Source organism: Paenibacillus algorifonticola (assembly GCF_000971975.1).
In the GTDB taxonomy this organism is placed as follows: Bacteria; Bacillota; Bacilli; order Paenibacillales; family Paenibacillaceae; genus Pristimantibacillus; species Pristimantibacillus algorifonticola.
The window spans coordinates 26,611-49,262 of sequence record NZ_LAQO01000034.1 but is presented as its reverse complement, the minus strand read 5'-3'; the positions used below and the strand labels follow the sequence as shown (position 1 = coordinate 49,262).

At 47.7% G+C, this 22,652-nt stretch carries 27 protein-coding genes; 7 read left to right on the top strand and 20 right to left on the bottom strand.

Annotation, left to right across the window (positions count from 1 at the left end; translation table 11 throughout):
- Nucleotides 1-48: 48 nt before the first annotated feature.
- Entirely contained in the window at nucleotides 49-945 is an 897-nt protein-coding gene (locus WH37_RS27455; RefSeq protein WP_046233847.1) for a LysR family transcriptional regulator, read from the top strand.
- On the opposite strand, the gene WH37_RS27450 is transcribed toward WH37_RS27455, so the two are convergent.
- The gene (locus tag WH37_RS27450) at nucleotides 946-1,488 is read right to left on the bottom strand and encodes a cysteine hydrolase family protein (protein ID WP_231594385.1); all 543 of its coding nucleotides are present in this window, start codon (nucleotides 1,486-1,488) and stop codon (nucleotides 946-948) included.
- Between the two features lie 154 nt (nucleotides 1,489-1,642).
- On the opposite strand from WH37_RS27450, the gene WH37_RS27445 reads away from it, so the two are divergent.
- The gene (locus WH37_RS27445) at nucleotides 1,643-2,464 is read left to right on the top strand and encodes a PPK2 family polyphosphate kinase (protein WP_046233846.1); all 822 of its coding nucleotides are present in this window, start codon (nucleotides 1,643-1,645) and stop codon (nucleotides 2,462-2,464) included.
- A gap of 79 nt (nucleotides 2,465-2,543) precedes the next feature.
- Here the strand turns inward: WH37_RS27445 and WH37_RS33995 are convergent, their stop codons facing one another.
- The 14 genes from WH37_RS33995 to WH37_RS27375 form a co-directional block, all read right to left on the bottom strand.
- A complete protein-coding gene (locus WH37_RS33995) occupies nucleotides 2,544-3,137 on the bottom strand; it encodes an SMI1/KNR4 family protein (RefSeq protein WP_052737254.1) in 594 nt (197 codons plus the stop codon).
- A complete protein-coding gene (locus WH37_RS27435; RefSeq protein ID WP_046233845.1) occupies nucleotides 3,134-4,033 on the bottom strand; it encodes a hypothetical protein in 900 nt (299 codons plus the stop codon). Before WH37_RS27435 ends, WH37_RS33995 begins: the two co-directional genes overlap by 4 nt.
- Before the next feature lie 200 nt (nucleotides 4,034-4,233).
- Nucleotides 4,234-5,217 (bottom strand): LacI family DNA-binding transcriptional regulator, encoded by a 984-nt coding sequence (locus tag WH37_RS27430; RefSeq protein ID WP_046233844.1) that lies wholly within the window; start codon nucleotides 5,215-5,217, stop codon nucleotides 4,234-4,236.
- A 132-nt stretch (nucleotides 5,218-5,349) separates the two neighbouring features.
- Nucleotides 5,350-6,306: a ribose ABC transporter substrate-binding protein RbsB gene (rbsB, locus tag WH37_RS27425; protein WP_046233876.1), complete on the bottom strand. Its 957-nt coding sequence runs from the start codon at nucleotides 6,304-6,306 to the stop codon at nucleotides 5,350-5,352.
- A gap of 38 nt (nucleotides 6,307-6,344) precedes the next feature.
- On the bottom strand, nucleotides 6,345-7,292 hold the full coding sequence (locus WH37_RS27420) for an ABC transporter permease (protein WP_177218070.1): 948 nt from the start codon (nucleotides 7,290-7,292) through the stop codon (nucleotides 6,345-6,347).
- Nucleotides 7,282-8,784: a sugar ABC transporter ATP-binding protein gene (locus WH37_RS27415; RefSeq protein ID WP_046233843.1), complete on the bottom strand. Its 1,503-nt coding sequence runs from the start codon at nucleotides 8,782-8,784 to the stop codon at nucleotides 7,282-7,284. The genes WH37_RS27420 and WH37_RS27415 overlap by 11 nt, the downstream gene beginning before the upstream one ends.
- Before the next feature lie 33 nt (nucleotides 8,785-8,817).
- The gene (gene rbsD, locus WH37_RS27410; RefSeq protein ID WP_046233842.1) at nucleotides 8,818-9,216 is read right to left on the bottom strand and encodes a D-ribose pyranase; all 399 of its coding nucleotides are present in this window, start codon (nucleotides 9,214-9,216) and stop codon (nucleotides 8,818-8,820) included.
- A gap of 41 nt (nucleotides 9,217-9,257) precedes the next feature.
- Nucleotides 9,258-10,166, bottom strand: a complete 909-nt coding sequence (rbsK, locus tag WH37_RS27405; protein ID WP_046233841.1) for a ribokinase — start codon at nucleotides 10,164-10,166, stop codon at nucleotides 9,258-9,260.
- 71 nt (nucleotides 10,167-10,237) lie between these two features.
- Entirely contained in the window at nucleotides 10,238-10,837 is a 600-nt protein-coding gene (locus tag WH37_RS27400) for a PfkB family carbohydrate kinase (RefSeq protein ID WP_197091399.1), read from the bottom strand.
- Nucleotides 10,838-10,897: 60 nt separating this feature from the next.
- Entirely contained in the window at nucleotides 10,898-11,650 is a 753-nt protein-coding gene (locus WH37_RS27395; RefSeq protein ID WP_046233840.1) for an IucA/IucC family C-terminal-domain containing protein, read from the bottom strand.
- Nucleotides 11,651-11,728: 78 nt separating this feature from the next.
- Nucleotides 11,729-12,769 (bottom strand): ABC transporter substrate-binding protein, encoded by a 1,041-nt coding sequence (locus WH37_RS27390; RefSeq protein WP_046233839.1) that lies wholly within the window; start codon nucleotides 12,767-12,769, stop codon nucleotides 11,729-11,731.
- Between the two features lie 124 nt (nucleotides 12,770-12,893).
- Entirely contained in the window at nucleotides 12,894-14,552 is a 1,659-nt protein-coding gene (locus tag WH37_RS27385) for a helix-turn-helix domain-containing protein (protein ID WP_046233838.1), read from the bottom strand.
- A 93-nt stretch (nucleotides 14,553-14,645) separates the two neighbouring features.
- Nucleotides 14,646-15,263, bottom strand: a complete 618-nt coding sequence (locus WH37_RS27380; RefSeq protein WP_046233837.1) for a hypothetical protein — start codon at nucleotides 15,261-15,263, stop codon at nucleotides 14,646-14,648.
- 86 nt (nucleotides 15,264-15,349) lie between these two features.
- Nucleotides 15,350-15,982 (bottom strand): TetR/AcrR family transcriptional regulator, encoded by a 633-nt coding sequence (locus tag WH37_RS27375; protein WP_046233836.1) that lies wholly within the window; start codon nucleotides 15,980-15,982, stop codon nucleotides 15,350-15,352.
- Between the two features lie 263 nt (nucleotides 15,983-16,245).
- Here WH37_RS27375 and WH37_RS27370 point away from each other — a divergent pair, with 263 nt between their 5' ends.
- Both WH37_RS27370 and WH37_RS27365 read left to right on the top strand, forming a co-directional pair.
- Nucleotides 16,246-16,611: a hypothetical protein gene (locus WH37_RS27370; protein WP_046233835.1), complete on the top strand. Its 366-nt coding sequence runs from the start codon at nucleotides 16,246-16,248 to the stop codon at nucleotides 16,609-16,611.
- Nucleotides 16,612-16,641: 30 nt separating this feature from the next.
- Complete coding sequence (locus tag WH37_RS27365; protein ID WP_046233834.1) at nucleotides 16,642-16,932, top strand: DUF3139 domain-containing protein; 291 nt, start codon at nucleotides 16,642-16,644, stop codon at nucleotides 16,930-16,932.
- 51 nt (nucleotides 16,933-16,983) lie between these two features.
- On the opposite strand, the gene fliB is transcribed toward WH37_RS27365, so the two are convergent.
- The 3 genes from fliB to WH37_RS35810 all read right to left on the bottom strand — a co-directional run bounded on the left by fliB (nucleotide 16,984) and on the right by WH37_RS35810 (nucleotide 19,018).
- Complete coding sequence (gene fliB / locus WH37_RS27360; RefSeq protein ID WP_143088673.1) at nucleotides 16,984-18,180, bottom strand: flagellin lysine-N-methylase; 1,197 nt, start codon at nucleotides 18,178-18,180, stop codon at nucleotides 16,984-16,986.
- Between the two features lie 213 nt (nucleotides 18,181-18,393).
- The gene (locus WH37_RS27355; RefSeq protein ID WP_052737252.1) at nucleotides 18,394-18,819 is read right to left on the bottom strand and encodes an ABC transporter substrate-binding protein; all 426 of its coding nucleotides are present in this window, start codon (nucleotides 18,817-18,819) and stop codon (nucleotides 18,394-18,396) included.
- Between the two features lie 46 nt (nucleotides 18,820-18,865).
- The gene (locus WH37_RS35810; RefSeq protein ID WP_156182393.1) at nucleotides 18,866-19,018 is read right to left on the bottom strand and encodes a hypothetical protein; all 153 of its coding nucleotides are present in this window, start codon (nucleotides 19,016-19,018) and stop codon (nucleotides 18,866-18,868) included.
- Between the two features lie 339 nt (nucleotides 19,019-19,357).
- Between WH37_RS35810 and WH37_RS27350 the strand changes: the two genes are divergently transcribed.
- Genes WH37_RS27350 through WH37_RS27340 form a run of 3 tightly spaced genes read left to right on the top strand, consistent with a single transcriptional unit; the run spans nucleotide 19,358 to nucleotide 21,527 of the window.
- The gene (locus WH37_RS27350) at nucleotides 19,358-19,837 is read left to right on the top strand and encodes a GreA/GreB family elongation factor (protein ID WP_046233832.1); all 480 of its coding nucleotides are present in this window, start codon (nucleotides 19,358-19,360) and stop codon (nucleotides 19,835-19,837) included.
- Nucleotides 19,827-20,321 carry a cation:proton antiporter regulatory subunit gene (locus WH37_RS27345; protein ID WP_046233831.1) on the top strand — a complete coding sequence of 165 codons (495 nt, stop codon included), beginning with the start codon at nucleotides 19,827-19,829 and terminating at the stop codon, nucleotides 20,319-20,321. The genes WH37_RS27350 and WH37_RS27345 overlap by 11 nt, the downstream gene beginning before the upstream one ends.
- A gap of 3 nt (nucleotides 20,322-20,324) precedes the next feature.
- Nucleotides 20,325-21,527 carry a cation:proton antiporter gene (locus WH37_RS27340; protein WP_046233830.1) on the top strand — a complete coding sequence of 401 codons (1,203 nt, stop codon included), beginning with the start codon at nucleotides 20,325-20,327 and terminating at the stop codon, nucleotides 21,525-21,527.
- A 177-nt stretch (nucleotides 21,528-21,704) separates the two neighbouring features.
- Here the strand turns inward: WH37_RS27340 and WH37_RS27335 are convergent, their stop codons facing one another.
- Nucleotides 21,705-22,373: a PspA/IM30 family protein gene (locus WH37_RS27335; RefSeq protein WP_046233829.1), complete on the bottom strand. Its 669-nt coding sequence runs from the start codon at nucleotides 22,371-22,373 to the stop codon at nucleotides 21,705-21,707.
- Nucleotides 22,374-22,399: 26 nt separating this feature from the next.
- On the bottom strand, nucleotides 22,400-22,615 hold the full coding sequence (locus WH37_RS27330; protein ID WP_046233828.1) for a PspC domain-containing protein: 216 nt from the start codon (nucleotides 22,613-22,615) through the stop codon (nucleotides 22,400-22,402).
- Nucleotides 22,616-22,652: the final 37 nt, after the last annotated feature.

Below are 22,652 nucleotides of genomic sequence, written 5' to 3'. Positions count from 1 at the left end.
TCTTGTTATAAACATGAGAAATACTCATATAAATAGAGGAGACGCAGGATGAGTATTAATAAGTATGAAATATTCGCACAGGTTGCGCGGCTTGGCAGTTTAACGAAGGCGGCGGAAACGCTGGGCTTTACCCAATCGGGCGTTAGCCACGCGATCAACAGCTTGGAAAGTGAAATTGGCTTTAGGCTGCTGCAGCGCAGCCGCGCGGGTATTCAATTGACAGGGGAAGGCGAGCGGCTGCTCCAGCCGATGCGCGAGGTGCTGCAAGCCAATATTCGATTACAAGAAGAGATAGCCGCAATCCGGGGACTGGAGGCTGGCACGATTCGTATTGGCACGTTCACAAGCGTATCCGTCCACTGGCTGCCGCGGATGATGAAGGCTTTTTTGAACGATTACCCGCAAATTGAATTTAAGCTGATGGAGGGGGATTATCAGGAGGTTGAGGAATGGCTGGAGGAGGGGCAGATCGACTGCGGCTTTTTCTCCTTGCCTACGAGCGATAAGCTGGAGGTTTTCCCGTTAAAAGAGGATCGGATGCTGTGCATTTTGCCCCAGGAGCATCCGCTTTGCGGAGCCGCCTTTTTCCCGCTTGCTCGGCTTGCAGAGGAACCGTTCATTATTCCTAAAGCAGGCTCGGATTATGACGTTCAGCGCGTACTTAAGAAGGCAGCGATTACGCCAAACGTCAGATTTGAGGCGGGTGATGATGCTGCCATCATTGCCATGGTTGAACAGGGACTTGGCATTAGCATATTGCCCGAGCTGGTTATTGAAGGGCGCAATCATCATGTCCATGTCATGGAACTGGAAGAGCCGAGCTTTCGCTCGCTTGGCATCGCCGTCCATTCTATGAAGTTTTGCTCACCTGCTACAAGGCGATTTCTCACCCATGTACAATCGTGGCTGGATGAACAGCAGCTATTGCAAGTCAATAACACATAACTAAGGTGTTGTAGCTATTGTAGCTGTTGAATCTATCAAAAATTCGATCACCTGGTAGGATATAATAGGCCGATCTTGGTATACTGTGTTAATAGCCTCAGCTTTTTTGCTAAGGATGCCTTTTTGCAAAATAACTGCTTTAAAACCTCTTTCAACTGCGCCGTTAGTCGTAAATGTCACACATTCCTCTGCCGAAAAACCAGCGACTACAACGAGCCCAACGTTGTGATTAAGCAGCTGTTGCTCCAAATCTGTTTTCCAAAATCCATTGGAAAATCGTTTCATAATCCGGATATCTTCTGGGTCTACTGTAATTTCGGGAATAATATTTCTTGCTTCTGGATCATCGTCTTTTTCCGATTCTTCCATGTCTTGAAGATGGATGACCACATGGTCCTTTGAACGAAGCAATCCGGATACATGATTAATGTATTCACATGCTCCACTTACATTTAGCTTCTCCTTTTGATCCTGTAATAAAAAATTTTGCATATCGACAATCAAAAATCCAATTTTCAGACCGATCTCCTTCTTTCTACGCAAGTATAGCTTTTATACTAATCGAGATTTCCAGTGAACTCAAGGAATCGAGCGAAACAATGCCGATTTGTGGTTTATTAGCTTGCCACATATGCAGGAGTAAGATTGATAAGATTGGAACAAAGTAGAATACTGGTAAATAAGGAGCGTGAATCAGATGGCAAAAAACCATGAGCTGATGGCGAATAAAAAGGTTGTTTTGAGCAGCATCAATCCAAAGGATAAAGGTCCCTTTGATCATAAGGAAGAGGTGGAGAAGGAAGCGCTGAAGCTGAAGGAGGAATTGGAGCAGCTTCAGGAGAAGCTGGCGGCTGCGAAGGAGCAGGCGGTGCTGTTCGTCATTCAAGGGATGGATTGCAGCGGGAAGGATGGCGTAACGAAGCATGTATTCGCCGGGCTGAACCCACAGGGCGTATCAGCTCACAGCTTCAAGGCGCCGACGGATGTGGAGAAGCGGCATGATTTTATTTGGCGGGCGCACAACAATGCCCCGGAGCTGGGACAAATCACTATTTTTAATCGTTCCTATTATGAGGATGTTCTGATTACACGCGTGCATGGCGCAGTATCCGATAAGGAGGCGAAGCGGCGCTTCAAGCATATTAACCTTTTTGAGTCGCTGCTTGCGGATAGTGGAGTTAAGGTTGTCAAAATCTTTTTGCACATTTCCAAGGAGTTTCAACTGGAGAAGCTGAAAAGCCGAATCGAGGATTCATCGAAAAATTGGAAGTTTGACCCGTCGGACCTGCAGGAGCGGAAACACTGGGATCAATATCAGGGCTATTATGAGCAGGTGTTTGAAAAATGCAGCAAGCACGCGCCGTGGCATATCGTGCCTTCCGACCATCGCTGGTACCGCAATTATGCAGTGCTGCGCATCGCTGTGGACGCCCTGAGAAGCATGGAGCTTCAGGACCCGCCAGCGAATCCGGAGCTGAAAGCTTTTTTGAAGGAAATCAAGGAGCAGGAGCGACCATAACGAAACGAAAATAACCGGCAAAAATCGCAAATCACGTCGCGATTCATTGCCGGTTATCCTTTACTAGCCGAATCAATCCCTAGCTAAAGAAAAAATCCAAATATTGCTGTCCATGCTCGCGTCCAATTATCGCTGGGGCAAGCTCCATCGCGCGTTCAATAAACTCGCTTTTTACTTCGGAATCCTCGTCTGTTGCATCGAGCTCGAACTCTTCCTCCTCGACCTTCATCAATGCAGTGGTCATGGCGAAAAAGTCAGCCAGCGAGGCGGCGATTTGCGAATGCCGCTTCTGAATGCTGCCATATACCGGCCCTTGCGGATCGGTCGAATCAACAATAAGCGCATCGCCATTGTAATCGGCGAAGACGATCCAGCCATCCGGCCACTTCGGATCAGGAGCGAGCCCAGAAGCCGTCATTATCCAGCGCCAGCCCTGCTGCGCACGTTCCAGCTCCGGCAAACGGAAAAATTGCACGGCTAGGACACCGCCAATCATCGGATGCTCCTGCAATTCTATACAGCCGTAAAAGGTTCGCAGCGCTTCTCCAAGCGGAAGCGGCTCCTGAACTGGCAGCGGCTCATGATAATAAACCTCGCCAAGGTCAATGTCATGCCTCCCAAATACAGCAGCGAATTGCTGTAATTGTGTAATTAATGTACGGTTTACGCTCATGTAGCATTCCCCTTCGTCGTCCATTTTTCCAAAATATCAATTAAATCCTGCCTTAATAAATCCACGCGGTAGCTTAGCTTTTTCTTGCGCAGCTTCTCTTCAAGCAGGTCCACAATAACGAGCATATCCGCTTTAAACAGCTGCTGCTGCTCGCTTAAAGGCAACTCGCCTTCCGCTCTCGTAAAATGCCTCGTCACTTCCAGTTTGAGCTCGCCCTTGCGGGAAGCCAGCTTGCCAACTGCAAATTTTGGCTTTATGTAATACCCATGCTCGAACCCGTCTGGAACATCGTCTTGCTCATGAAAATATTCATACTGCAGCGTACGCTCGGCATCGTCATGATGGCTAAAGAAGCAATAAATACCGATGTAGCTAAAGGAATCGCCGTAAAGCTCCTGACGCATATGTTCATCCAGTGCACGGCGCAGCTCACTCAGGCTGTCTATGAAGGGCTTGGCTGACAGCTGATAGTTGCCGGAGCGGACGAGGCGCAGCGGGTTTTTCGGCAGCAGGTTGCGCTGGGAAGCAAAAGCGGCAATGCCATAATCGGTGTTGTCGCTGCCGTCATGGATGATGAAGCTGTCTTGCTGCTTGCTCCAGCCTTTGCAAGAGCCTTTGATCTGCTCGAAGGTGCGTGTGCGCAGCTCGGTGTAATAGGAGCCGTTGATCCATTTTTCCGCAACTGCCTCCACGGGAGTCATAGACGCTCCCCAGCCTGTAATAGCAAGCGCTTCGCATACACGTACAAGCTCATTCCACTGCTTGATGTTGGCATAATGAAAAAGTCGACGATATTCGGCGATTAGCTGCTCGCGCAGGTCATCCATAACTGGGGCCGTTTGAATGACCTCGGTTAGCTGCTCGAGCGTTTCTGTTTCATAGATTGACCCAATCATAATACATTCCCTCCGTGGAAAAAATAGTAATCAGAGGCATCTGGCTATCTCTTATTATGCCATACAATACCGTGAATTTCCTTTATAGCGGATGAACGTAAAAACCTTCGATAGCCGCAGCAGCTTCAGCGGAATCGAAGGTTTCTCTAACTCTAGCATAATAGCGTTGTTTTATTCTGGCCTCTCACAGTATGTGGAAGTCAGGTTGTAGCCTTCTGGAGCAGCTCGACCTCTAGCTCGTAGTTGCGCTTCTCAATCGGCTCGTTGTTGATCTGGCGAATTAAATAGTCCATAGCTGTCCGGCCAATCGTATAAATTTGCTGGGAAACGGTGGATAGCTCTGGATAGACCATGTCCATCCGAATACCGTCGAAGCCAATCAGCTTGATCTGGGACGGGATGGATACGCCAAGCTCATGCAGTGCCTTGAGCGCCCCTGCTGCCATAAGGTCATTGCCGGCAAACACGCCGTCCACGTCGGGATGCTGGCGAAAAATATGCTTCATGGCCTCGTAGCCGCCAGCGACGCTGAAATGACCGGACGCGGTTAGGCTAGGCGTAAACCATGGCAGATGAGAACACATTTCCTCATAAGCGAGCGTCCGCTCACGGGCGGAATGCACATGAGATGGCCCGCATATATGGGCGATTTTGCCGCAGCCCGCGTATAGCAAATGCTGCACGGCGAGTTGGCCGCCGTAGCGGTTAGCTGCTGTAATCGTAACGATCGGATGGTCTGGAAAGCTATTATCAATGACGACGATCGGAATCGAGCGTTTCTGCAGGGTAATAATTTGCTCGGGTGAAATCGTATAAGAAGAAACGATAATGCCATCGATTTGTTTATTGATAAGTGCTTCGATATACATTTTTTCCTTGTCGGGGTTATTGTCTGTATTGCAAAGGACAAGCGTATAGCCTTGTGAAGCGGCTGCATCCTCAGCAGCACGAGCAATTTCTGGGAAAAAGGGGTTTAGGATGTCGGGTACCATTAACGCGACGGCAGCTGTTTTTTTGCCTGCGAGGCTCCTGGCGATTGAATTAGGTTTGTAGTTAAGCTTCGCAACGGCTGCCTGAATAGCGGCTTCTGCTTCCTTGCTCACGTAACCGCTCTGATTGAACAGGCGTGAGACTGTAGCAACCGATACGCCAGCCAGCTTGCTGACATCTCTGATCGTGGTCATTTCTGGCAAATTCCTTTCAATGGTCTGGCCTTTTGAATAAGCGAGCTAGCCAATGAGCAAAACAAGTGTGCTCACGTTTGGGAAAACGTTAGCACACTTGTTTTTGTCCGTCAAGAGAGCAGGGGCCAGCTCTTATTTTGCAGCTGCGGAATCCTTCGTTACAAGTTCAAGATCAACGGGAATTGATTTTTCAACCGTTTCTCCCTTGACGATTTTAACGGCCGTTTGTACAGCTAAAATGCCCATCGAATCCGGTTTTTGAGCAACGGTTGCGCTCATGGTGCCTGCGAATACTTCCTTCACCGCATCATCCGTTGCATCAAAGCCTACGACGATAATATTTTTCAAACCAGCTGCTTCGATGGCCTTCAGGGCGCCGAGTGCCATTTCATCATTGTGTGCGAATACAGCTTTAATATCTTTGCCCGCCTGCAAAATATTTTCCATAACGGTCAGCCCTTTTGCGCGGTCAAAATCAGCGGGCTGCTTTGCAGCAATTTCAATGCCAGATGCTTTGGCCATTTCCTCATTAAAGCCGTCACCACGCTCACGAGCGGCCGAGGAGCCTGGAATGCCTTCAAGCTCAACAACTTTACCACTGCCGCCGAGCTGCTCGGCAATGAATTTCGCCGCCAATACGCCGCCAGCCTTGTTGTCTGAAGCAATATGGCTGGCAATCGTGCCTCCGTCTGACATACGGTCTACCGTAATGACTGGAATGCCTGCGGCATTCGCAGATTCAACGGCAGGCACAACCGCTGCGGAGTCAGTAGGATTAATGATAATAACGTTAACCTTTTGCTGAATCAAATCCTCAATGGAGGAGGCTTGCTTTGCTGCATCATCCTGCGCATCTACTGTAATCAGCTCTACGTCACCGTCAAGCGCCGCTTTTTCCGCTCCTTCTTTTAAGGTTACGAAAAATGGATTGCTTTGCGTGGACACGGCAAGTCCGATTTTAATGGTGCCGCTTTGCGGAGCGGTGCTGGCAGCTGTATTGGCTTCGCTGCCTGGAGCTGTAGTCGAGCATCCGGCTAGCGTAAGGGCTGCAATCAGGGAAATGCTGGCAAGCTTGATCATTTTTTTCATGTTGTAACCACCTTTGTCTATTGTTTGTTTTTTTATCATTAGCTGCTAGCCTTCTTGCGGTCCAGCAAGACAGCTAGCAAAATAACGAGCCCTTTAACAACCTGCTGATAGAACGAGGAGACTCCCATCAAATTCAAGCCGTTGTTAAGCACGCCGATAATAAGCGCGCCAACCAGAGTGCCGACAATCCAGCCCCGTCCTCCTGACAGGCTTGTACCTCCGAGAACGACGGCTGCAATCGCATCCAATTCATAGCCGGTTCCGGCATTCGCCTGCGCTGAATTGAGGCGGGAGGCAAGAATAATGCCGGCGAGAGACGACAGCAGGCCCGTCAGTGTATAAACATAGATTTTAAAGCGCCCTGTCTTAATACCGGATAGACGCGAGGCCTCTTCGTTGCCGCCAATCGCATATACATTGCGTCCAAACGTAGTTTTGCGCAAAATGAAATACAGCACGGCGAACAAAATAATCGTAATCATAACGGGAACAGGGACACCGAAGAAATAGCCTCCGCCAATCATTGTGAAAAACTCGCTGTTAAAGCCAGTAATGGGCCTGCCATCTGTATATACAAGTGCGAGTCCTCGGTAGATGGTCATCGTGGCTAGAGTGGCTATAAACGGTGCAATATTTGTTTTTGTAACGAGAAGCCCGTTCACCGCCCCCATTACCGCCCCGGCAAGCAATCCGATAATTACTGCTGTTATTGGATCAAGCCCGCTGCTCATCATGCCTGCGGTAAGTGCTCCCGATAGAGCGAGAGTCGCGCCAACAGACAGGTCGATACCGCCTGTTAAAATGACAAAGGTCATACCGAATGCGATTAACGCATTGATTGAAACTTGACGGAATACATTTAAAATATTGTTAATCGTCAAAAAGTTAGGGCTTGATAGGATAAGAATTAGAACGATGATGCAGAGCCCGATCAACGGGCCAAGCTTTTGCAAAACGGTTGATAGCTGTTTGTTCTTAATGGCCATTGCTGCTTCCTCCAGTCGCCGCATGCATAATTGCTTCCTGATTCATTTGCGTTTTGTCGAGTACAGAAGCGATACGTCCTTCATGTACGACAATGACGCGGTCGCTTACACCGAGCACCTCAGGAAGATCCGAGGACACCATAATAATGGCGACTCCTTGCTCGCTAAGCTCGTTCATCATGCTGTAGATTTCCTTCTTGGCGCCAACGTCTACGCCGCGGGTGGGCTCGTCCATAATAAATACCTTCGGCAGCTTGCCGAGCCATTTGCCAATTGCGATTTTTTGCTGATTGCCCCCGCTGAGCGATTTTACGGTCTGCTCGGCATCGCGGGTGCGAATATTAAAGCGCTTTATCATTTGCTCGGACAATTCCTGTTCCTTGCCGCTGCTGATGATGCCCTTGCCTGCTATAAAAGGATAATTGGTCAGCGATAAATTTTCGCGGACGGACATATCTAGAATCAGGCCTTGATGCTTCCGGTCTTCAGTGACAAAGACGATGCCGGCTTGAATGGCGCTGGCTGGATCGCTGATGTTGACCACCTTGCCGTCAAGCCAAACTTGGCCTTTTTTCTTCTTATCTGCTCCAAACAATAAACGCATAATTTCGGTTCTACCGGCGCCCATTAAACCGGCAACACCTACAATTTCGCCGGCTTTAACCGAAAAGCTAATATCGTTCAGCTTTTTGCCATCGCTTAAACCACTGACTCGAAGACGCTCCGAACCTATAACCGTGCGGCGTTCAGGATAGCGGTCGCCAATTTCTCGACCTACCATCAAGCGGACAATGTGCTGTACGGTTGTACTGGCCGTCTGTTCCGTCCCTAGAAATGAACCGTCTCGCAGGACAGAAATTTCATCACACATGCGGAAAATTTCTTCCATCCGGTGGGAAATGTAGACGATGCCAACGCCTTCGCTGCGCAGCTGATTCATAATTTGGAACAGCGATTCAATCTCTCGGTCGGTCAGCGCGGCTGTGGGCTCATCCATAATGAGCACCTCGGCATTTTTAGACAGCGCTTTCGCAATTTCGATCATTTGCTGCTGGCCGATTGACAAGCTTTCTGCTACAGCATCTGGGTCCAGCTCGACGCCGAGGCGCTGCATATACTCCCGGGTCTTATTCTTCATTTCCTTATCCCGTAAAATGCCGGTCCGACCATATACAAGCTGCCGACCGAGAAACATATTCTCGGCGACAGTCAGCTTAGGAATAATGTTAAGCTCCTGATGAATGATAGCGACACCGCTATTTTCTGCTTCTGTGGGGTTCGCGAAGGCGGTTTCTTTACCCTTTACTTTAATTGTGCCTGCATCAGCCTTGTAAACGCCGGTCAAAATTTTCATGAGCGTTGACTTGCCCGCGCCGTTTTCGCCCATTAAAGCATGAATCTCACCTGCTTTAAGCCGGAAAGCGGCATTTTTCAATACTTGTACGGATGAGAAGGATTTATGAATGCCTGTCATTTCGATTAAATATTCCATCTGCTCTCCTCCTTTGCTCAAGCTGCGGCAGCTTTACTTGAAGATAACGCCTGCTTGAAGAATGATGTTTGCGTATGGGGTCGCCTCGCCTGTACGGATGACCGCCTTGGCCTGATGCGTTAACGCTTTCAATTGCTCATGTGAAACTTCTTGAATGGTGATATTGCCCAGCTGCTTCAGCATTTTTGGATGAAGTGCTGCGTTATGCGTCGTCATCTCTACGGCGATAACAGCCTTCTCTACCTCCATATCTGCAAGCACGGCCCCGAGTGTATCCATAAAAGAAGGGAGGCCGGGCATAAGCGCCAGATCAATGCGCTTTACCGAATCGGGTATCGGCAGGCCGCAATCGGCAATAACGATGCAGTCTGTATGCCCAAGTCGACCAAGTACGGATGTAATTTCGCTGTTTAGTATGCCTATTTTTTTCATGGAAATATCCTTTCAAGTCAATTCAATTTCGGTGTGGAGCATCAGTTTGACTGCTTAATGAATGCCTCGACAGCATGCCGAAGCGGCATACCGCTTTGTGCGCCAAGCTTTGTGACAGACAATGCGCTTGCGGCAACGGCAAACTGGGCAGCTTCCTGAAGAGAGGCCCCTTCGCTTAGCTTTACAGCTAAAGCGCCATTAAACGTATCGCCTGCACCTGTCGTATCTACAACTTCGACCTTATAACCAGGAATATGGCCCAATTCGCCATTTGCTCCTTTGTAATAAGCACCGCTGCTTCCCGCTGTCATTACGATTGGATTCGGATATTGCTCCAGCAGGGATTCTGGCGTGTTCTTGCGCTCCAGCCCCGTTACAATAGCCAGCTCGGATTCATTCGGCGTAATAAGATGAAGCTGGGCTAGCAGCTGCTCGGGCAGTCTTACCGCAGGGGCAGGATTCAAAATGACTGGAATACCAAGGGAATGGGCAAGCTTAATAGATGCCTCAACGGTTTCAAGCGGTATTTCATGCTGAAGCATCACCATATCGGACGCGGCGATGACTTCTTTCAGTGCAAGTACATCCTCCGGCAGCAAGCAGTGGTTTGCACCTGGAATGACGATGATGCGATTGTCGCCTTCCGTGACGGTTATCGCAGCGATACCGGTTGCCTTATAGGGAACCGTTTTCACATATGTCATATCAATGTTCTCCGCACCAAGTGCATCCCTCAACTGCTGCGCCATTGCATCCTCGCCGACACAGCCAATCATTGTAACCGCTGCTCCAAGCCTTGCACAGGCTACAGCCTGGTTCGCGCCTTTTCCGCCTGTAAAGCTTGAGAAAGCGTTGCCAATTAAAGTCTCGCCTTGCTGAGGCATAACATCCGTTTCTGTTACCATATCGATATTTAAACTGCCAATGACGGTAATTTTCGCTTGAGCCATAGGAACACCTCTTGTTTGCTGAATGTGTGATGTGTAATCGGTTACACATCGATGTTTCTCATTTTAAGCCGCTAGATGCCGATTGTCAATAGGCAGGCGCAAGAAGAAGGGATTATACTAGCAGGCGCTGGGTTCAAAATTACAGGAATGCCGAGTGAATGCGCGAGCTTGATGGAAGCTTCGACCGTTTCAAGCGGGATTTCATGCTGCTGCATCGCCATATCTGAGGCGGCTATAACATGCTTCAATACAAGGACATTTTCCGGGAGCAAGCAGTGGTTTTCACCCGGAATGAAGATAATGCGATTGTCATCTTCGGTGACGTTAATGGCGGCGATGCCGGTTGCTTTATGAGGAACCGTTTTCACATAATGCATATCGATGCCTTCGGCGCCAAGTGCATCCCTCAGCTGCTGTGCCATTGCATCCTCGCCGACGCAGCCAATCATGGTAACCACAGCACCAAGCCTTGCGCAGGCTACTGCCTGATTGGCACCTTTTCCGCCTGTGAAGCTGGAAAATGCGTTGCCAATCAGCGTCTCCCCTTGATTATAATAGAGCTTGGGAAAGGGGAGAGCTAGCATGAAGAGACAGAGGATCAAATTTTGCACACGAATAACAAAAAGCAAGCAAAAACGCAGCTGTCTCGCTTTATAGCGCACAGCTGACATTTTTGCTTGCTTAGTGCCTGACATCTATCGCTTACAGTACCTTTGCTTAACGACCCGTGCTTAGCATTCCTCAGCCCATTTGGCGAGCCTTTCTTGTACCGTTGCTTTAGGACAGGTAAGGCAATTACCATGCGCTTCTCCATCCAAGGATAGGCGGTAAGCAAGGCAGCAGTGCCTGCGTAAATAAAAAGACTCATCTTGACGCGTTTCGTGTGAGAAGCTGCGCAGCTTCAACGCCAGCGGATTTTCAAAAACGGCTGATGGCGTATGCAGCAAGGGCGCTAGCAGAAGCTCGCGATCAGCAGAAAGCATTCTTCGCCGAGACGCGGCCTCCTCAGTGAGGCATTGAAGCTCCAGCCGCAGAAATAAGTTTTGAAGATTATGGGAGACAAGTGACCACATATGCGGAAGCTTTGCCCCGGTATAAACAGAGACTGCTGCAAACACGGGTTTAATATGCTCCAGAAAGAGAGCGGAGGCGAAATCGGCCGCTGCTATGCTCCTAAGCTCCACCTTTTCAGCAGGCAACATACGGATAGGAGATTGTAAAATTTGATATTCCATTTCCGCTTCCTTCGTTAATTTAAAGCGGATATTGTCCGGCTTTATATCCAATATACAATCAAACAAGCTGAAGGCAGCTACAAGTCCCATTACCAAAACAGAATATCGTTTGGCAAATAAGGTGCCTGTCACAATCGAATTTGGATGGCCAAGCTGTTCGGCTTGTTTGGCCAGAACAGGTTTTAAAGCTTCGGGGCTAAGCAGGTCACCAGACGAAAAAGGATAGGCAGGCTCCCCCCGCTGCTGCATGCTGATACAAAAATGCTCTCGAATGTATAGGAGGGCATCTTGCCGAGGCCCTTGTTCCAATGGCTCACTCATATTGTTTTATTTAATAAACTCCACAATTTGATCGATAATTGCTTCCCGGCCGAGCTTGCCCCAGCTCAAGTAAAGCCAATATTCAGGAATGAAAACCTGATTTTTTTTGACAGCTTCGACGTTTTGCCACAGTGAGCTTTGCGTGATTTCTCCCATCAGCTTCTCGCCATCAGCACCGTCTGCTTGCATAAAGATATAATCTGCACCCAACTCGGGAATTTTTTCCTGTGACAAATCCATGCGTTCCACTTGAGCAAGGGCCGATGGTTGGAAGCCAAGCTTGTCGAACAATAAATAATTGAGTGGATGGCCCTCTGTCCCATACAACTGCAGCTCATTGTCACGCACGCGAATATAAGCGATTCGTTTGCTTGGCAAGGCGGCGATTTCAGCGCTCGCTGCCTGCATCTTCTCGTCCAGCTTGGCAATTTCCTGTTTGGCTGTGTCCTCCTTGCCGAAAATTTCGGCGATCTTCATCAAATCGATTTGCCAGTCATCGGCTACAAGGCCGGCATTAGGATCTTTTGATGCAGTCTCGCTGCGGTCGGGAACACCGAGCACTACAGTAGGCGCTATTTTTGAAAGCTCGTTGTATGCTTGTTCTCCTACACCTTTCCCGGAAAGAATGAGGTCGGGTTTAAGCTCAAGTATTTCTTCCAAGTTCAGCACTTCGCTGCCGCCCTTTACAAGCTCAACCTCTCCAAGCTTGCCTGCAATGTAGGGCAGCAGCTTATCATTATATTGCGGAGTGACCAAAATAGCATAAGGCTTCTCGCCAATGGTCAGCATATGATCGGCATATTCATTTTGCATGACGAATACGCGCTGCGGCTTAGCTGGCACCTGCGTAACGCCCATTAAATGTTTAATTTCTTTCCCGCCAGTCGCAGCCGAGCTCCCCGTCTCTTTCTCCACTGTATTAGCTGAAGGAACAGCTGAATGATCAGCTCCCTTGTTTGCTGTTGAGCTTCCGCAAGCTGCGAGCAGCAGGCACATAAGGAGCAGCAAAGTGGCTCCCATCTTTCTGTTTAAACTTAAAGCGTTCATGGCTTACCCTCCATTTGATAAAAGTTCTCAATACAGTTATCAAAGATAGCACGCTTTTTGGAGAACCTCCATAGCTGTTTGAGCGATATTTTTGCACGAATGTGCGAAGGAGGGTGCCTGACGTTTAATAGGCATCTAGCATTTGGTCGAAACGCTTCAGCATAAGCATGTGAGAGTAGGCGGAATATTCGCGCCACGCGGGCCCTTGCAGTGGATAGACCCGCTGCCTGCGTACAGCGTTAAGCGCCTGCCATCTGGGGTCCTGCTGAAGCATTCGGGCGTAGCTTTGGGAATGGCTGTCTTCATAAATATGCAGCAAAATGATATCAGCATCCCATTGCACCAGTTCTTCAAGTGTCGTTTCTTTCTCTTTAAACGGCAAATGCTCAAGCGGAAAAGGAGCGCGCATATGCAAATCGTTGAACCACACATCTCCTATATTTCGCCTGCCGTATAAATACAGCTCAGACTCGTAGATGACGAGAATGACAGAAGTAGCGCCTTCATAGGAATGAATAGCTTTGCGGCGCACGTCTGCTGCTTGCTGTTCATAGCTCTCTAGCCACTGCTCGGCATGCTTCTCCCGGCGCAGCACACCGGCAATTTCCTGTAAATGCTTGCGCCAGCCGAGCTCCCAGCATACTCCGAATACGGGAGCGATAGAGTGCAGATGCTCATCGTTTTGCAGCATTTGATTTTTTTCTCTGACGATGAGATAAGGCCTGGCTTGGCGCAAAATACGTAAATTCCGCTCAGGCTCTACGCCACTGGCTAACGGATAGCTGATTTTATGAAAGTAGGTGCTTCGATGGTGAGCCAGCATATCTACATGCGATGCGTAGCTATTCATTTCTAGTGCCATCAAATGTCCATCAAAGGGATAACATAAATTGGCTAATCGCTGTTCCGTATTTTTCATATATATCGTAGGGGCATGACCCATCTTTTTCTTGAAAATCCGGCTGAAATAATACTCGCTGCTGTACCCGCTTTGCTGAGCGATATGCTCCAGATTATGTTTGGAAAGCAGCAGCATTTCCTTAGCATGGCGCATTCGGACGTTGACGAGATAATCCATAGGGCTTACACCATGCACTTGTTTGAACAATTGGGAATAATACCAAGGGCTGAGCCCTGCCATCTCAGCAAGCTGCTGCCTGGACAGCGGCTCTTTGTAGTGGTCGTTCATATAGGCGGCTGTACGGCCTGCTGCTTCCGCTGACGTCAGTGTCTCACTAATCTTTTCAGGAGCATTTGTATCCATAAGGATAAACAGCAGCTCATAAAGAAGAGAGTGGCATTGCAATCTGGCTGCTAACGCTAGAGGGTACGGCGGTTCAATAGCAGCATAGAGTCGCTCAGCAAGCGGCAGCGCCTGCTTGATTTGCTTGACGGACAGCTTGCCGAAATAAGGGGCAAGCTCATCGGCAAGCTCATTGGAGCGATGCTGCTCAGCTGAAGGCCGTTTGGAGGGCGATGTGTCGTGCTCTAGCCGCTCGCTGGAGGTAAAGCAAATGATGGTGCAAAGTAAAGGAAGGGAATTGACAGCATGTATGGCAGCAGCAGTGCCGGGCGGGAGCAAACAGCCGTTGCCTTCAAGCAGCAGCTCTCCATCATCAGTGAGAAGACGGCATGTGCCGACTTGCATCAAAATCAGGCTGTAGCTGCAAGCGGAGTCTCCTATATGAAGCAGCTCGGCAGAGCCAGTAACGACCTGAACCGCCTGCAAGTGAAACAACGCCCCAGTTAGGCAACTGTTCTTGCTGTTAGTATAATCAAGCATCTGAGGGCTCCTTCCATCAACATGGACTAGCTTAATTTTAATACAGCTTAGCTGATGTGTCGCCCTAGATTGTTCCGTTGTATTGCCGGGGAGTTATAAATTGAAATAGTCAGTGGCAAAAGAAAGTATCAATAGCGCAGTCATAATAGCTCCTGCCCAATAAGCTCGTACCGGGCTATTCCTGTTTTGCTTAAGCGTGAGGTTTCCGTTAGCTGGTGTTTCGGCCTGTCTTCTGGAACGCGCCAGCACGGAGCGAAAATAAAGCAGCGCTCCAGCCGCGATTAATACAATTTCAACCGCTGCGCTTAAGGCAGGCAGCTCCCACAGCCGCAAGCCGAGCAGTGGAAAATCGCCAATATTGCCGGGCAGAATCGGCATATCGCTATGGTGAAAAATCAGGTCGAACAGCCAATGGCTGAATGAGAGCGAGCCAATGATGACGGCGCTGCGCTTGTTCCAGAGTAGCCAAGCGAGCAGGCCTGCCAATAATGATAAAACAAGTGCTCCGATTAACGAGTGAGTATAATCCGCATGAATAATATTTTGGCCATAGCCGCCATGTCCAATGGGCTCCATCGTTTCAGCTCCGCTTAGCAGCAGCGGTACGAAAGCAATATCAAGAAGCTGCGTGCTAACCATAAGTGCCCATAACGGAACCTCTGGTGCTTTTGCCTTCACAATAGCTGCCAATCCAAAATGTCCTGCGAACATTTAGCATTCCTCCTTGTATGCGACTCTTTTGTCCAGCCAATTACATAACACAGTGAACAGCAGCATGAAAACAATAAATGACATCGCTACATAGCCCCTTTGCCAAGCTGTATTTTCAAACCTAATAGCAGCGCTTCAAAAGCATCATCAAATGTGTCGGATAGCCGATTTATAATGGACTCCTGCGACTCTTCTGATAGGGCATAGGTTCCAATAATACCTCGCAGCATATAAAAATAAGTTCTGGAGCAGCGCAGCAAAGCTTCGCCTTCCTCAATATCGAGATAGCGCTGCAAGGCGCCCATCAACGTGGCAAACATTTGGTTTCGCAGCTCGTTGATCGCAAGCTGCGGACTCTGCTCATCCACTCTGATCGATTTTGCTTCAAAGAATACCGTATACATGCTGCGATGCTCCAGACAGAACTGGATGAAAAGACGATTGATCCGCTGCAGCTGTTCACTAGGCGTCAATTCCTTTGCTTGTGCAGCGACGGTTAAGGCCGAATGAAGCTCCTCTAGCGGCTGCATGGACAACGCGTGAAGAAGCGCCTCCTTATCTTCAAAATAAATATAAATCGTCGTATGGGAGCAGCCTGCTTCCTTGGCGATTTCTCTAATGCTTACACTTTCGTAACCTCGTGCTGCGAACAGCTTCGCAGCCGCTGCTATGATGGAGCGCTTCGTTTCTTCGGAGCGCTGTTCCTTTTTCATCGCCATGATTGTTCATCTCCTTAAGTCATTATTTATAACCGTTGGTTACTAACCGTTGGTTATATGTTAGCACGCAACAAACGGCTGGTCAACAGGCCGATGTCTATTTTCAGGAAAGAGCGCTTCACAAAAAGCTAGTTCTATTGGCATGGCTGAGGTGAATAATCAGTCGACAGGCTGATATTATCGGGTTATAACCGTATGATACAATTGTGAAATAATGTTTTTTGAGTTCCAGGGCATAATGGCCTTGGCTGGGAGGTGCTTTTATGGAACAAGTAGGACTTACATATAGGTTGGAAACGGATGGAGCAGTGTATAAGAACGAATCGGTTGAAGCGTCGGTCATCACAGATATTATTTATGGATTCGATTCGAATTGGGAAGATTTTATCGTTTTGGAGCCGAGCTTGCCGCTGGAAGATAGCATCTATTTACAGGCCGCAACCGAAGGGGAGGGCTTAGGTGGTATTATCGTTGAAATCCGGTTCGTGTATGCCGACGAATCATTTAAGCACTATGACTACAAAACGACGGATAAAGGCGAGGTTATTCGGATGTTTCTTGAATATTGGGGAGCGCAGAAGCTGCCAGACCTGTCACAGTGGAACGATGTTACAAGCACGTTCTCCTAATATTCACATAAGCTTAAGCGGAGGAAAGACATGCATTTCAGGCGCTTCATTCTTTTTTCAATAGTCATATTGGTTTTGTTTTTTTTACTCATTAATACTAGCTTGTTTCAGGAAAATGCGGCAAAGGCGGCTTCCCATTATTACGTTCGCTCTCATTACGCGAGCAGCGATTTTACCTTTGTAAATATTGCATATGATGCCAACCTCGGTAATTACACGGTTACTTATAAGGATAATGCGGAGCAGCAGTTTAGTTTTACGATGACTCCGCGCTATTTTCCCGTATACGTGGGGTATGATCCACTGGATAAACACCTGTAAATAGTAAAAGTTCCGACCCATCCTTGCGGAGGCTCGGAACTTTTTTTGTGTTTAGTCATTTTTAATGAGCAGGCTCATGTAGCCTAGCGTATGATAGCCTTGTTTTTTAAAATCATCGAGGATGTTTTTAAGAAACAGCGCGGCATGTTCATAATTTTTAGTATAAGATTGAATGAGCTTTACGGTCAGCTCCGCGGTTAATTGCTGATGATGCGCAGCTATGCCGATAAGGTGCAGCTTGATCATGGCAAAATCGGCTACCAGCATTTGATAGCTGTCAAAAACGGGGATATTCACATGCATCTCCGCAAGCATTCGGCTGTATAAATGATTCAAAATAAAGTTCTCCAAAACATGCGCATGCTGATCCATAAATGGTTTGAAATAATGCTCGTAAGAATAATTGTAGGTGCCTGCGATGGCCTCCAATGAACTTCCATTTCGCGTCATTCCTTGTTTATAATCCTGAATACACTCCCGGTAGCGGGCATTCCATATCGTATCATCCAAAATATCCATCAAATAATTATTCAAATATTGCAGTTGAAAAATAGTATCCAGCGGATACACATCATAACTGCGCAGCTCATCGTTATGGGAAACCTCTTCCCGAAATTGAACGCAAAAATGAGGCAGCTCCTTATATTTTTTCTCATCCATCAGCAAGTTGACATTATCGCAAAAAACACCAAGCAGAATAAGGCGATGGGACAGGCTGAACTCCCGATATTTCATAATTTCCATCATCATCTCGCGTATTTCAGGGAAGTAGAACTCCCGGCGATTTTGATCCAGAGTAGTGGCTGCTTTATGTTTATACGTCACGGAGCCGATTTGAGCCAGATCGACGTCTACAAATTCCATCGCTTGCTGGTCAAGCAATACTAACCGGGCCGCTTCCGGGCAAGAAAGCTGGGCCGTCATTTCCAAGGCATTGCCTGCCTGATTAATGACACGGGGGTAGGTTCGGCAGGTTTGGGACAGGTATGATTCTCCAAGCTCTAATTGAATGGAGCACATTCCTTGATCAAGCATGGCACAATCGCCTGTATTTGGGTTCAACTTCATTTCAGCATAATCTTGAACGCTGCCCTGCGGTTTAACGGATAAGTTTTGCTTCAATTTGCGCCTTAATTGGGTACTCGCGATCGATTGATATTTCGTATAAGTATGTTTATCAATACTGATCCCCCACCAAGCGCAGCAAGTATCTTCACAGGCAGAACCAATGCAAGCAAACTGTTCCATGTATTTTGGAGCTTTGTTTTGTGGAGATGTCATGCTAACCTTGAAACCTCACTTTCTTAGTTGTATTAATCATTTTTTATTTTAAAAATAGTGTAATAAGAAGGATTAATTCAAGTCAAGCCGCATTTGTGCAAAAAGTTACAGCGCAAAAATCCCGAACATTCCATCAACATGGGATGCTCGGGATTCTTTTATAGCTGCTAGCTCAACTATTTAGTTAGATGAGCCGAGCTCGGCCACAACATCATCGATTTTCATGCTGTTCGCCAGAGGGCCAGAGCTAATCCAATGTCTTGCATTTACGAAAATGACATGGCCCGCTTTAACGGCCGGTACCGATTTCCATACGGCAGATTGCTCAATCGCGCTGAAGCTTTCCTTCGCTTGTTTAATTTCCTCCTCCGTACTGCCGGCTCCGCCAAGTGTGACGAATAAATAATCGGCCTGCAATTCGGGCAGCATTTCAAGCGAAATCGTTGCATTTTGAAAATTAGGCTGCTCCTTATGCCATTGCTGGACGGTTGGATCAAGCTTCAACCCAAGCTCATTGTACAAAATACCTGGATACGTCGGCCATTCTATCTGCGTCTGCTCATCGACATAATTAGGGAAATAAACACGGAAATCTTTAGCAGTCATGCGGATGAAAGCATAGACGATGATGGGAGCGATTTTGGACAGGCTATTATAACCTTCTTGCTGAATAGCCGTGCTGGAAATACCAGTTTTCGCTTTCGCTCAAAGCGGACGCTTGCTGCTCCAAATCCGCCGTGGTGACCTGCCTTTTCCAATAGCTGTAACCGCTGCCCGTTTGAAGGGCGGAAGCCGGTTTTCTCATATTCGCGCCCTCCTTTGTAATGAAGCTTCTCATTTATATTTTTCAATAGCGCCGCGCTAGAGTTAATCCTTTCAGCTCACCATCATTTATTGAGAATTGTTATCAATTATATTTTAAACGAAATCAATAGTCTGTACAACCTCTTTTCCCGCTTTATAACAGCATGGCTTGTCACATTAGATTTAAATAATAGCTGGACATATATTATTTGTTTGGTAAGCTTGTTATAAGGCCTCTGACGCAGAGGCCTTATATTATTTTAGGAGGAGAAAAGCATGGAAAAAGCGGTTTATTGTTTATGCAAAATCAGTAATGTGCGCATAGGGAGTGAGGTCTACTATGAACCATAGTATCGGATTATCCTATGCCCAAGAACAGTTGTTGGTGCAACTTGCGGTGTTAGGTAACGAGAAGAAACGTTTCCTCGACGCCTATTTTGTTATGCAAGGGAAAGAGCGTATGGAGATGGACGAATTCCTATCCATCTATACGGACGCCGTGCAAGAGCTTCTCTCGGAACCGGACATGCTAAAGGAAGAAAAGCTTCATTCCCTGGTGCTTATTGGCAGCCAAATTACGATTGAATATCCTGACTATGACACGAAGGATTCCTTTACAATCGTGCTGCCCGAGCAGGCAAATCCGGATCATAACCTCATTTCGTTTCTGTCTCCTCTAGGCAGGCAATTGCTGCTCGCACGTCTGGGCGAGTTGATCGCTGTAGCCACACCATCCGGCCCAATGCGTGTCATTCTCGCCTCAATCACGTTTGCAGAAATTACATTTCCCCGGGAAGGAGGAGCTGTAAGTGGATCTTAGAGAATCCGAACTGCCTGGTATTGGCCGAAAATACAGTCTGCGCACCCGCAGCGGGGAGAAGCTAGTTATCGTCGTTCATAATGATGAAAGACGGGATATTTTTCACATGGACGCTGATGAGCCTGATGAGATGCGGTCAATGGTTACACTTGACGACGAGGAGGCCAGAGTCGTATCGGCCATCATTGCAGGCATCACCTATAAGCCTAAATTTCTAGAAAACCAGGAAATAGCATTAGATAGCTTAGTTATCGAATGGATTCGGCTTGAGCCATTATCTAAATGTGTAGGCAAGCGGATTGGCGAGCTGGATATCCGTAAAACGACGGGTTCGACCATACTGGCCGTAGTGGAGAAGGATAAGACCAAGCATATTAACCCAGGCGCGGAATATGTGTTTACGCCAGGTGTTACATTAGTCGTGGCAGGTGAACGCATTCAACTGAACCAATTAAAAAAACTTTTGCTGAATGGGATGCTTTAGCCCATGGAGACGCTCATATTTGAAGTCGGGATGGCACTGGCACTCATTACGCTGACAGGCTTGCTTTCAGCGAAGCTTCGCTTCTCGGTTATTCCTTTTTATATTTTAATCGGGATGGCTGTTGGACCGCATGCGCCTCATTTTTGGATTATTGATTTGCGGTTTATTGAGAGCTCCTCCTTTATCGAATTCATGGGACGTTTAGGCATTTTATTTTTGCTGTTTTATTTAGGGCTGGAGTTTTCTGTGAAGCGGCTGTTGAAATCAGGAAAGGCGATAATAGTAGGCGGCTCCTTCTACGTAGCGCTGAATTTTCTGTCAGGGCTGCTGCTTGGCTGGATCGGGGACTTGCCCATCAAAGAAACGCTAGTCGTGTGCGGCATTATGACCAGCTCATCCACCGCTATCGTGGCAAAGGTGTTGGTCGACTTAAAGAGAACCGCAAACCCGGAAACAGAAATCATTATGGGCATGATCATGTTTGATGATTTGTTCATTGCGGTACACATTTCGATTTTGACGGGGCTCATATTGAGCGGCGCATCTTCATTCTGGAGCGTTTTGCTGATCTCTTTGACCGCACTCGCATTTATCGTTGTATTTTTATTTATTGGCAGGAAAATTATTAAATATATTGATTTTGCGCTTAATATTAAATCGTCAGAGCTGTTTCTGCTGATGATTATGACGCTGCTGTTTCTTGTCGCAGGCTTCTCGGAAACGCTGCATGTGGCAGAGGCGATCGGAGCTCTGATGATCGGGCTTGTACTGGGCGAATCCAGGCATGTGAAGCGGATTGAGCAGCAGGTTTTGCCCTTTCGTGATTTTTTCGGGGCGCTGTTTTTCTTTAGCTTCGGATTAACGATTGAGCCCTCCTCCTTGGGCGGCGCGGTAGGGATGACGCTGATTGCGGTCATTTTGACGCTGATTGGCAATTTTGGAGCAGGCATGCTAGCGGGCCGTATTTCAGGCATTACGCCAAAGGCGTCGCTTAATGTAGGCTTTACGCTCGTTTCCCGAGGCGAGTTCTCCATTATTATGGCGAACATCGGCAAAGCGGGCGGCCTGATGGCCTCTATTCAATCATTTGCCGTGCTGTACGTCCTTATTCTTGCCGTGCTCGGCCCTTTGCTTACGAAGGAGTCCAAATGGATTTATCAAAGCTTTGAGCAGCTGAGGAAGAGGCTAAGGCGCTCAAGAGGATAACGGACATTGTCCGAAAAAAGAACAGGAGCCACTCAGAAAGCAGTATGACTGCTAAATGAGTGGCTCCTGTTTTTAGTTAAAATATAAGAATTTATAAGGTTCACCCTTATAATGGGCTTATATTTCACCCTCGAAACGGTAGCTTTGCCGCCAGAGGACGGCGACAGCCGTTTACGCTTAACCGACGGATTTCTTCTGCAATAACCGCTGAAGCTCTTCCTCTACTCTTGCGCTTTGCTGCTCATTTTGCTTGGTATTTCCTGCCGTGTCACGACCCGCACCATAGGGGGCTTTAGACAACTCCTGCTGTGCTTCCCGTTCCATCAGCTTCTGCTCAATGCGGTCAAAACCTCGGGAAGCGAAGCTTCCCTGCAACGAATCTCCTGATGAATAGCCAGTGGCCCCGTCTGTTTTCTTCAAGCGCAGAACGAGTTCTTTGCGTTTTTCCTGCAGCCGAATTTTTTCTTCCTTAAGCGATTCGAGACGAAGACCGAGCTCAAACGCGCTCTGCTTGGCTAGCTGAGCCAGCTTTGAGGTTTCTTCGCGCTGATCGGCGTAAGCCAATTTGGCTTCAAGTGCAGCACGTGCTTCTTCCTCGCGTTCACCTGCTACCGCTTGCTCTGCTTTGCTTTCATAGTAATCGGCTTGTTCCTGCAATTCAGTGAGCTTTGCTTGTAAAACACGCTCTTGCCCTTGCTGATGCAAGCTTTCCCGTTCAGTGCTTGCGATGTCCTCGTCCAGATCCCTCAAATACTGGTTAAGCATCGTTACTGGATTTTCCATTTTATCTAACATCTCATTGGCCGCTGCCTTCGTCATACTAAATACACGTTGTAAAATTCCCATTCTATCATCTCTCCTCAAAATTAATTTTAGTAGTGATCAGCAAATCTGAAATCGCCTTGCGGAGCTTTTGGAACAATTAATACTGCAATGAAATACGCAAGTATGACAGCACCTAAGCTGAAAAGTGATGCAACAACAACAAGCAATCTTATAATAGTAGGATCAATGCCGAGCCATTGTCCTAAACCTCCGCAGAGACCAGTCAGCTTGCTGTCCGTAGTTGAGCGAAATAATTTTTTCATATCGTTCATCCTTTCCCGTGTTCGTCTATGTCCTTAT